This is a genomic window from Streptomyces sp. NPDC000229 (assembly GCF_040300825.1).
Taxonomy (GTDB): domain Bacteria; phylum Actinomycetota; class Actinomycetes; order Streptomycetales; family Streptomycetaceae; genus Streptomyces.
Window position 1 is genome coordinate 1 of the sequence record NZ_JBEPEL010000136.1, and the last position, 9,235, is coordinate 9,235.

At 74.0% G+C, this 9,235-nt stretch carries 10 protein-coding genes and 1 pseudogene; 1 reads left to right on the forward strand and 10 read right to left on the reverse strand.

The genetic code is table 11. The features are described 5' to 3' along the window. The 10 genes and pseudogenes from ABT360_RS34390 to ABT360_RS34435 all read right to left on the reverse strand — a co-directional run. Positions 1-258: pseudogene (locus tag ABT360_RS34390) on the reverse strand (amino-acid N-acetyltransferase); the annotation flags it as partial. Between the two features lie 9 nt (positions 259-267). Beyond that, positions 268-711 (reverse strand): BlaI/MecI/CopY family transcriptional regulator, encoded by a 444-nt coding sequence (locus ABT360_RS34395; RefSeq protein WP_351825532.1) that lies wholly within the window; start codon positions 709-711, stop codon positions 268-270. A gap of 109 nt (positions 712-820) precedes the next feature. After that, positions 821-1,000, reverse strand: coding sequence for a hypothetical protein (locus tag ABT360_RS34400; protein WP_351825534.1), 180 nt, complete (start codon positions 998-1,000; stop codon positions 821-823). A gap of 13 nt (positions 1,001-1,013) precedes the next feature. Beyond that, positions 1,014-1,592 (reverse strand): hypothetical protein, encoded by a 579-nt coding sequence (locus tag ABT360_RS34405; RefSeq protein WP_351825549.1) that lies wholly within the window; start codon positions 1,590-1,592, stop codon positions 1,014-1,016. 497 nt (positions 1,593-2,089) lie between these two features. After that, positions 2,090-2,896, reverse strand: coding sequence for a type III pantothenate kinase (locus ABT360_RS34410; RefSeq protein ID WP_351825536.1), 807 nt, complete (start codon positions 2,894-2,896; stop codon positions 2,090-2,092). Continuing rightward, positions 2,896-3,918, reverse strand: a complete 1,023-nt coding sequence (gene nadC, locus ABT360_RS34415) for a carboxylating nicotinate-nucleotide diphosphorylase (protein ID WP_351825538.1) — start codon at positions 3,916-3,918, stop codon at positions 2,896-2,898. Before nadC ends, ABT360_RS34410 begins: the two co-directional genes overlap by 1 nt. Before the next feature lie 2 nt (positions 3,919-3,920). After that, a complete protein-coding gene (locus ABT360_RS34420; RefSeq protein ID WP_351825540.1) occupies positions 3,921-5,615 on the reverse strand; it encodes an L-aspartate oxidase in 1,695 nt (564 codons plus the stop codon). Next, complete coding sequence (panC, locus tag ABT360_RS34425; RefSeq protein WP_351825542.1) at positions 5,612-6,625, reverse strand: pantoate--beta-alanine ligase; 1,014 nt, start codon at positions 6,623-6,625, stop codon at positions 5,612-5,614. Before panC ends, ABT360_RS34420 begins: the two co-directional genes overlap by 4 nt. After that, positions 6,622-7,632, reverse strand: a complete 1,011-nt coding sequence (locus ABT360_RS34430) for a Rossmann-like and DUF2520 domain-containing protein (RefSeq protein ID WP_351825545.1) — start codon at positions 7,630-7,632, stop codon at positions 6,622-6,624. Before ABT360_RS34430 ends, panC begins: the two co-directional genes overlap by 4 nt. A 77-nt stretch (positions 7,633-7,709) precedes the next feature. Beyond that, a complete protein-coding gene (locus tag ABT360_RS34435; RefSeq protein ID WP_351825547.1) occupies positions 7,710-7,880 on the reverse strand; it encodes a hypothetical protein in 171 nt (56 codons plus the stop codon). A gap of 91 nt (positions 7,881-7,971) precedes the next feature. Between ABT360_RS34435 and ABT360_RS34440 the strand changes: the two genes are divergently transcribed. Next, a complete protein-coding gene (locus ABT360_RS34440; RefSeq protein ID WP_444852375.1) occupies positions 7,972-9,093 on the forward strand; it encodes a DUF5937 family protein in 1,122 nt (373 codons plus the stop codon). The last annotated feature ends 142 nt before the right edge of the window (positions 9,094-9,235 follow it).

Sequence of the window (9,235 nt, forward strand, 5' to 3'; positions counted from 1 at the left end):
GGCGAGGTCTTCCCACATCACATGCAGTGCTCCACAGCCGACCACAGTGCCGTCCTCGTCGCGTTCCGCTACCCAGAACTCCTGGATGTCCTCGTAAAGCGTCACCGGCGCTTTGTCGAGGAGGATGCCTTCGGTGACGTACGGATCGACGAGTCGGCGGATCGCCTGCACATCACTGGTCCGGGCACGGCGCACGGTCACGGCTTTCGCCGGAGCGGGAGGCGGAAGCTCGGAGGGCGGGAAGGAGGAGGACGACATGACTGGACGCTATCGCCCGGCCCCCGCCTCGCCCTCGGCGGCCCGGCCTCCTCGGGCTTCTTCCCGCGGTTCTTCCCCGCCCTGTTCGGGAGTGTCCCGTTGCACGACGCGGACCGCGTCGTTGAGTGCTTCTCGCTGCTCCGGCGACATCATGCCGAAGAAGGCGACGAGTGCGGCTGCGGGGTTGTCGCTCTTCGACCAGGCCTCGTTCATCAGTGCGGCCGAGTAGGCGGCACGGGTGGAGACCGCCGTATATCGATAGGCGCGGCCCGAGACCTCCCGGCGCACCCAGCCCTTCTGATGGAGATTGTCCATTACGGTCATGACGGTGGTGTACGCGATGGACCGTTCCTGCTGGAGATCCTCCAGGACTTCCCGGACGGTGACGGGCCGGTTCCATTGCCAGACGCGTGTCATGACGGCGTCTTCGAGCTCTCCCAATTGACGGGGCACAACTTCACCATAGTGGGAGATGTCCGAATAACTGGCTATTGACGGAGCAAAAAGGGCGTACGACGGGTGGGTCGTACGCCCTCGGTGCGGGTGCCGCCGTACCGGCCGGTCAGGACTTCGCGGTTCCGTCCGCCTGGCGGGTGGCCTCGGCGCGGGCGAGCGCCGCGTCCACGGCCGCGTCCTCCTTGGCCTTGTTGGGGCCGCCCTGACTCTTGACGATCGTCACGACGAGGCCGATGAAGAAGGCGGCCATCACCACGGGAGGCAGGAGCGCGGATACGTATTCCATGGCTCCAGGGTAGCTAGCCGGCGACCCGCTCCTCGGGTGGGGGCGCGGCGGGGCGCCGGCGGGGCGGGAAGACCTCGGACGGTTTGGGCACCGGGCGGTCGGTCGGTGGCGGGGTGGGCGACGGGGACGGCGGCGCGGGCCTGGGCTTCGGTTCGTCCGGCTCGCCGTTTCGTCCGCCGGGCAGGGCGAGCAGCCGGGTGCGCGGGGCGGGGGCGACGTGCCGTCCGGCCAGCCGGGCCCGTACGGAGTGCTCGGCCAGCGTCCGGCAGCGCGCCAGGAGGGCGGCGCCGGCGGGCGTACCGCTGAGGGTGCGCAGTGCGGCGAGGTCCTCGGGGCGGGGGTCGTAGCCGGCGGCGAGGGCGTCCTGGAGCAGTTCCAGGTACCCGGTCGCCGAGCCGGGAAGCGCGTCGCGGTAGCGGGCGAGGTCGGCGAGGAGGAAGGCCCGCATCCGGCCGGCCTCGCGGACCGCCTCGTCCACGGAGCCGGCGAGTCGCAGGCAGTCCTGCACGTCTTCGTCGTCGAGGGGCGTGGGGTGGAGGGCATGGGCGAGGGCGCGTCGGAGCACACGCAGTTCGTCTGCGCCGAACGCCAGGCCGCCGCGGGATCCGTATGGCGTGGGCATGGACCGACGATACGTGCTAATCGGACAAAATTCGCTTACCGGGCAGACGTGGGCGCGTTGCCCTCCGGGCGGGTGCGGCGCCGTGGCCAATCGCGGGGGCATACCCGGCGTACTGGACGAGGAGGGGCCGTGCAGGGTCGCCCCCGCAGAGGTTGGCGGCGACGGGCGGGCTCCCGGCCCTCGTGACCCAAGGCCGCCGACCTCGAGGAGGCGAGCCCGGAGGGGCCCCGACCCTGTCCACCCGGGCGGCCCCGGGCGGAACGCGGCGCGGTCTCCGGGGGACCGGGAAAGGGCACCGCCCCGGTCCCGTTGTGCCCACCCTCCCCCAAGCTCTCGGCTTCGCTCGAGCAGGGGGGGGACCCCCATCACCCCAGCGGGACGAATGCCCACAACGGGGAGCCGCGCCCGGACGGGCGGATGCCCCGACGGGGGGCGAGCCCAGCGGGGTGGCTGCGCCCCGCGGGGGGTTACATGCGGGCGATGTTCCGTTCGTAGACCAGCCGCAGGCCGATCAGGGTCAGCCACGGCTCGTGCTCGTCGATCTCCTTGGCCTCGCCGAGGACCATCGGCGCCAAGCCGCCCGTGGCGATGACCGTGACGTCCGCCGGGTCCCCGTCCCGGCCGACGAGCTCGCGTTTCATGCGGCTGACGATGCCGTCGACCTGGCCCGCGAAGCCGTACACGATGCCCGCCTGCATGGCCTCGACCGTGTTCTTACCGATCACGCTGCGCGGACGGGCCAGTTCGATCTTGCGGAGCTGGGCGCCCTTGACGCCGAGCGCCTCGACGGAGATCTCGATGCCCGGGGCGATCACCCCGCCGATGTACTCGCCGCGCGCGCTGATCGGGTCGAACGTCGTCGCCGTACCGAAGTCGACGACGATCGCCGGGCCGCCGTACAGCTCGTTCGCCGCGACCGCGTTGACGATGCGGTCGGCGCCGACTTCCTTGGGGTTGTCGGTGAGGATCGGTACGCCGGTCTTGATGCCCGGCTCGACGAGCACGGCGGGGACGTCGCCGTAGTACCGCCGCGTGACCTCGCGCAGCTCGTGGAGGACGGACGGGACCGTCGAGCAGATCGCGATGCCCTCGATGCCGTCGCCCAGCTCGTCGCCGAGGAGCGGGTGCATGCCCATCAGGCCCTGGAGGAGCACGGCGAGCTCGTCGGCGGTGCGGCGGGCGTCGGTGGAGATGCGCCAGTGCTCGACGATCTCGGCGCCGTCGAACAGGCCCAGGACGGTGTGGGTGTTGCCCGCGTCGATCGTGAGCAGCATCAGCCCTGGTCCGCCTCTCGCAGGTCGAGGCCGATGTCGAGGATCGGAGAGGAGTGGGTCAGCGCGCCCACCGCCAGGTAGTCGACGCCGGTCGCGGCGTACGCGGCCGCGTTCTCCAGGGTCAGACGGCCCGAGGACTCCAGCACGGCCCGCCCCGCGACGAGCGTGACGGCCTCTTCCGTCTCCGCCGGGGTGAAGTTGTCCAGCAGGATCAGGTCGGCGCCCGCGTCCAGGACCTCGCGGACCTGGTGCAGGGTGTCCACCTCCACCTCGATCGGTACGTCGGGGAAGGCCTCCCGTACCGCCTTGAAGGCCTGGGCGACGCCGCCCGCCGCGACCACGTGGTTGTCCTTGACGAGGGCCGCGTCGGACAGCGACATGCGGTGGTTGACGCCGCCGCCGCAGCGCACCGCGTACTTCTCCAGGGCGCGCAGGCCGGGCGTGGTCTTGCGGGTGTCGCGGACCTGCGCCTTGAACCCCTCCAGGGCGTCCGCCCACGCGCGCGTGGCGGTGGCGATGCCGGACAGCCGGCACATGATGTTCAGCGCGCTGCGCTCGCCGGTGAGCAGGTCACGGGTGCGGGTGGTGACCGACAGCAGCTTCTGGCCCGCCTCGACGCGGTCACCGTCCTCGACGTGCCGCTCGACGGCGAACTCCTCGGTGCAGACGACCGACAGGATCGCCTCGGCGACATGGATGCCGGCGACGACCCCCGCCTCACGCGCGGTGAAGTCACCGGTCGCGACAGCGTCCTCGGGGACGGTGGCGGCGGACGTCACGTCGACGCCGCCGTCCAGGTCCTCCTCGATGGCGCGGTACGCCACGTCCTCCACGAGTACGGGGTCGAGGCCGGCGTTCACGAGGAGCGCGGCGAGCGCCGGGTCGAGCCCGCACTCGTACACCTCGTCGTCGCCGCCGCAGCCGCACCCGTCACCGCAGCCGCCGCCGGCCTGGTCGGCCGGGGCGCTGATGTTGATCAGGGGTACGTCCACGGGCTGCGGGCGTTCTTCGGGCGTGCTCACGGTTACGGCTCCCTGGGGGCGTCGGCGTCGGTCGGGGGGAAGTCTTGGGTGTCGGTGGGGCGGACGTCCAGGCTCCGGTCCGGGCCGAGACGGACCACCAGGTGGCGGCGCCAGGCGGTGTCGTCACGGTCGGGGCGGTCCTCGCGCCAGTGGCAGCCTCGGGTCTCCTCCCGGCGGCGCGCGGCGGCGACGAGGACGCGGGCCACGCACAGGAGGTTGGTGGTCTCCCAGGACTCCACGCCCGGCTCGGCGGCCTTGTTCCCGTCCGGCCCGTCGTTCAGCGCCTCGGCGTACACGGCGTCCAGGGCGTCGGCGGCCTCCGCGAGGCTGGCGGCGGAGCGCAGCACTCCGGCGCCGTGCGTCATGACGTGCTGGACGCGGCTGCGGGCGTCGGGGTCGAGCAGCGGCAGGACGGTGGGGGCGGGGTGCGGGGCGGGCGCGCCGGCCCGTGCCGTGGACGCCGCGATGTCGTCGGCGAGGCGCTCGGCGAAGACCAGGCCCTCCAGGAGGGAGTTCGACGCGAGCCGGTTGGCGCCGTGGACGCCCGTGCAGGCGACCTCGCCGCACGCGTACAGCCCGGGCACGGTGGTACGGCCGTGGAGGTCGGTGCGGACGCCGCCGGAGGCGTAGTGGGCCGCCGGGGCGACCGGGATGGGCTGCGTCACCGGGTCGATGCCGTGGGCGCGGCAGGCGGCGAGGATCGTCGGGAAGCGGGAGGCCCACATCTCGGCGCCGAAGTGCCGCGCGTCCAGGTACATGTGCCGGGCGCCCTGTTCGCGCATGCGGCGCATGATGCCCTTGGCGACGATGTCGCGCGGGGCGAGCTCGGCCAGCTCGTGCTGCCCGACCATGAACCGGACGCCGTCCGCGTCGACGAGGTACGCGCCCTCGCCCCGTACCGCCTCCGACACCAGCGGCTGCTGGCCCTCGGCGTCGGGGCCGAGGAAGAGGACCGTCGGGTGGAACTGGACGAACTCCAGGTCACTGACCTCCGCCCCGGCGCGCAGCGCCAGCGCGACGCCGTCGCCGGTGGAGACGGCCGGGTTGGTGGTGGCGGAGAAGACCTGGCCCATGCCGCCGGTGGCGAGGACGACGGCCGGGGCGTGGACGGCGCCGACGCCGTCGTGCTGGCCCTCGCCCATGACATGCAGGGTGACGCCCGCCGTACGGCCGTCGGCGTCGGTGAGCAGGTCCAGGACCAGCGCGTTCTCGATGGCGCGAACGCCCTGGTCGCGGACCGCGTCGACCAGCGCGCGGGAGATCTCGGCGCCGGTCGCGTCACCGCCCGCGTGCGCGATGCGGCGCCGGTGGTGACCGCCCTCGCGGGTGAGCTCGATGGTGCCGGCCTCGTCGGTGTCGAAGCGGGCGCCGGTCTCGATCAGGCGGCGTACCGCGTCGGGGCCCTCGGTGACCAGCAGGCGTACGGCTTCCTCGTCGCACAGGCCCGCGCCCGCGACGAGCGTGTCGTCGAGGTGCTGCTCGGGGGTGTCGCCCTCGCCGAGCGCCGCCGCGATGCCGCCCTGCGCCCAGCGGGTGGAGCCGTCGTCGAGGCGGGCCTTGGTGACGACGACCGTACGCAGCCCGGCGGCCGTGCAGCGCAGTGCGGCGGTCAGGCCCGCGACGCCGGAGCCGACCACGACGACGTCGGCGTCGATCGACCAGCCGGGGGCGGGGGCCTGGAGGCGTATGCCGGTCATGCGGGGGCTCCGAAGGTGAGGGGGAGATTGTCGATCAGCCGTGTCGTGCCGACCTTCGCGGCGACGGCGAGGACCGCCTCGCCGGTGTGGTCGTCGGGGACGTCGGTGAAGTCGGCGGGGTCCACCAGCGCCAGGTAGTCCAGGCGCAGCGGCGGGTCGGCCTTCGACGCCTCGTCGAGTACCGCGCGGGCCGCCGCGCGAACCGCGTGGGCGCCGCCGCCCGGGACCGCCGCGGCCACCGCGTGCGCGTCGGCGGCGGCGCGGGCCTCGCCCAGCCGGGACAGCGCCTCCGCCCGGCTCTCGGAGGCGGGCAGCGTCTCGGCGCGGGCGAGCAGCGCGGTCTGCGCGGCGAGCCGGTCGCGGGCGGCGAACAGCGCGGCGGACAGGGCGAGGGCGGTGCGGCGCTCGCGGGGCGACAGGTAGCGGTTCCGGCTGGACAGGGCCAGGCCGTCGGGCTCGCGGACGGTCGGTACGCCGACGATCTCGACGGGGAAGTTCAGGTCCCGGGTCATGCGGCGGATCAGGGCGAGCTGCTGGGCGTCCTTCTGCCCGAAGAACGCCACGTCGGGGCGGGTCAGGTGCAGCAGCTTGGCGACGACGGTGAGCATGCCGTCGAAGTGGCCGGGGCGGGACGCGCCCTCCAGCCGCTCTCCCATGGGCCCGGCGGTGATCCGTACCTGGGGCTGTCCGCCCGGGTAGACCTCGTCGACGGACGGGGCGAAGACGGCGTCCGCGCCGGCCTGCTCGGCGGTCTTGAGGTCGGCCTCCAGGGTGCGGGGGTACCGGTCGAGGTCCTCGCCCGCGCCGAACTGGAGCGGGTTCACGAAGACCGTGACCAGGACGTACCCCTTCTTGCCGACGTGCTTGCGGGCGGCACGGACCAGGGTGGCGTGGCCCTCGTGCAGGGCGCCCATGGTCATGACGACGGCGGTCCGGCCCCGGGGCGCGACGTGGTCGAGCACGTGCTCCAGGTCGTCACGCGTCGGGATCAGTGCGAAGTCGGGGCTCATCGGCCGCTGTCTCCTTCTGCTCCAGCGGAGCCGTCCGTGCCTCCGGGACCGTCCGTGCCTTCGGGACCGTCCGTGCCTCCGGAGCCGTCCGTGCCCGCGGAGCCGTCCGTGCCCGTGGGGCCGTCGGCGAGGACGCCCAGCAGGTCCTCGGCGAGCTCGGGCTTGAGGACGCCATGCGCGAGGGCGCGGTCCGCGGTGGTACGGGCCATCGCGAGGTATCCGGCGACGGTGGCGGGCGCGTGCTTGCGCAGCTCGGCCACGTGCGCGGCGACCGTGCCCGCGTCACCGCGCGCTACGGGGCCGGTGAGGGCGGCGTCGCCGGAGCGCAGGGCATTGTCCAGGGCGGCGCCCAGCAGCGGGCCGAGCATCCGGTCCGGTGCGCCGACCCCGGCCTGCCGCAGGAGCTCCATGGACTGGGCCACGAGGGTGACGAGGTGGTTCGCGCCCAGGGCGAGGGCCGCGTGGTAGAGCGGGCGGGCCGCCTCCTCGATCCACTCCGGCTCGCCGCCCATCTCGATGACCAGGGCCTCGGCGGCCAGCCGGAGCTCGTCGGGGGCGGTGACGCCGAACGAGCAGCCCGCCAGCCGCTGGACGTCGACGCTCGTGCCGGTGAACGTCATGGCGGGGTGCAGGGCCAGCGGGAGGGCGCCGGCGCGGCGGGCCGGGTCGAGCACGGCCGTGCCGTACCGCCCGGAGGTGTGCACCAGGAGCTGGCCCGGGCGTACGGCGCCGGTGTCGGCCAGGCCCTGGACCAGGCCGGGCAGCGCGTCGTCGGGGACGGTGAGCAGCACCAGGTCGGCGCGGGCCAGGACCTGGGCGGGCGGGACGAGCGGCACGTCGGGCAGCAGTTCGGCGGCGCGCCGCCGGGAGGCGTCCGACACGCCCGAGACGGCGACGGGGCGGTGCCCGGCGAGCTGCAGCGCTGCGGCGAGGGCGGGTCCCACCCGGCCGGCGCCGACGACACCGACGGCGAGCCGGGCGGGGCGGGTCTGTGAGGATGCGTTCACGCGTCGACGGCCTTCCGTTCCAGTCCGCGGGGGGTACCGGACGATTTCTCGTCATGCTACGCCAGCGTTACGCGCGGCTAGTCACTGTCCACAGCCTGTGGACGGCCCCGCCCCCGGGAGCGGACGGGACGGTGGTCACGGGCCGCGCGGAGGACGGCCAGGTCGTCCCGGCCCGGAGGCGGCGGGGGTGCCTCGCCGCGCTGGACGGCCCGGTAGGCGTCGATCATGTGCTGGTGCAGGGCGTTCATGTACGCCACCCTCCGCCCGCCCGCTCCGTGGCGACCCGCCGATTGACGAGGCCCGTCAAATGGCGCGAGGCCCACCGCCGGACCCCTCACCATGGGGGACGTGAGCGTGATCATCGACATCACGGGCCTGCCGCCCGAGCGCATCGTCTTCGAGCCGTCGCCCCTCGCCGAGCTGGGCGTGGCGCTGCACGCGCTGGCCGAACCCGGCCACCATCCGGGCCTGCACGGCTGGGCGACCGCCACCGCCGCCGCGCTCAAGCCGGACCTGGCCGACCGCCTCCACGAGGCGAACTTCCTCTGGACGACCACCTTCTCGGACATCTTCATGCCGTACGCCGGCGTCAGCGGCGGCGACGGCCGCACCGGCGCGACGCTGGCCGAGGAGCTGGACACGCTGGACCGGCTGGACGAGGACCGGTTCGTCGCCGCCGCGCTGGAGTTCACCTGTTCCGCCCAGTACGCGATCGGCGGTCCCGTGCGCACCGAGCGCGCCCTGGAGCTGGCCGCCAACCGGGGCCCCAAGCAGCTGGACTTCACTCGCCGCCTGCTCGCCGACCCCGTCGGCGTACGCGCCTGGCTCAGGAGGCTCTTCGAGGACTGCGACCGGGCGTTCTTCGCGGACACCTGGCGCCGGGTCGCGCCCGGCCTCGCCGCCGACGCCCGGCACAAGACGGAGCTGCTGCGCCGCAAGGGCCTGCCCGAGACGCTGCGGGCGGTGTCGCCCGCCGTGACGCCGGCGCTGTCCGAGGACGGCACCCAGCAGCGCATCGAGGTGGACAAACTGGCGAACGGCCGGACCACCGCCGTCGACCCGGCCGTCGGCGCGGGCGTGACGTTCGTACCGTCCAGTTTCGGCTGGCCGCACCTGATGGTGCTGCACGCCCCGGGCTGGCGCCCCGTCGTCCACTACCCGGTCGGCGCCCCGGAGCTGCCGAGCCCCGCCTCCGTGGAGCTGCTCCAGCTGCGCATGGAGGCCCTGGCCCACCCGATGCGGATGCGGATGTGCCGGCAGCTGGCGCGCGCCGCGTACACGACGGGCGAGCTGGCCGACACCTACGGCATCACCCCGCCGGAGGTCTCCCGCCACCTGTCCGTGCTGAAGAAGGCCTCCCTGGTCACGACCCGGCGGCGCGGCCGGTACGTCCTGCACCAGCTGGACGTGGCCGCGGTGGCCCGGATCGGCAGCGACTTCCTGGAGACGGTGCTGCGCTGAGCGAACCCCTGCACCGACCGGATGCGCCGCGGCCGGTGCGGGCCGCGGCCCGGCCGCTGCGGTGTCGTCGCCATCCCCCACGCGGTCTTCTACGACCACCGCGATCAGGGCGCGCCGTTCGTACGGTTCGCGTTCTGCAAGC

Bases quoted from the DNA above. Each gene is read 5' to 3' on its own strand.
- ABT360_RS34400 (WP_351825534.1), bottom strand. From the start codon at position 1,000: ATGGAATACGTATCCGCGCTCCTGCCTCCCGTGGTGATGGCCGCCTTC.
- ABT360_RS34410 (WP_351825536.1), bottom strand. From the start codon at position 2,896: ATGCTGCTCACGATCGACGCGGGCAACACCCACACCGTCCTGGGCCTG.
- panC (WP_351825542.1), bottom strand. From the start codon at position 6,625: ATGAGCCCCGACTTCGCACTGATCCCGACGCGTGACGACCTGGAGCAC.
- ABT360_RS34440 (WP_444852375.1), top strand. From the start codon at position 7,972: ATGGGGGACGTGAGCGTGATCATCGACATCACGGGCCTGCCGCCCGAG.
- ABT360_RS34435 (WP_351825547.1), bottom strand. From the start codon at position 7,880: ATGAACGCCCTGCACCAGCACATGATCGACGCCTACCGGGCCGTCCAG.
- ABT360_RS34420 (WP_351825540.1), bottom strand. From the start codon at position 5,615: ATGACCGGCATACGCCTCCAGGCCCCCGCCCCCGGCTGGTCGATCGAC.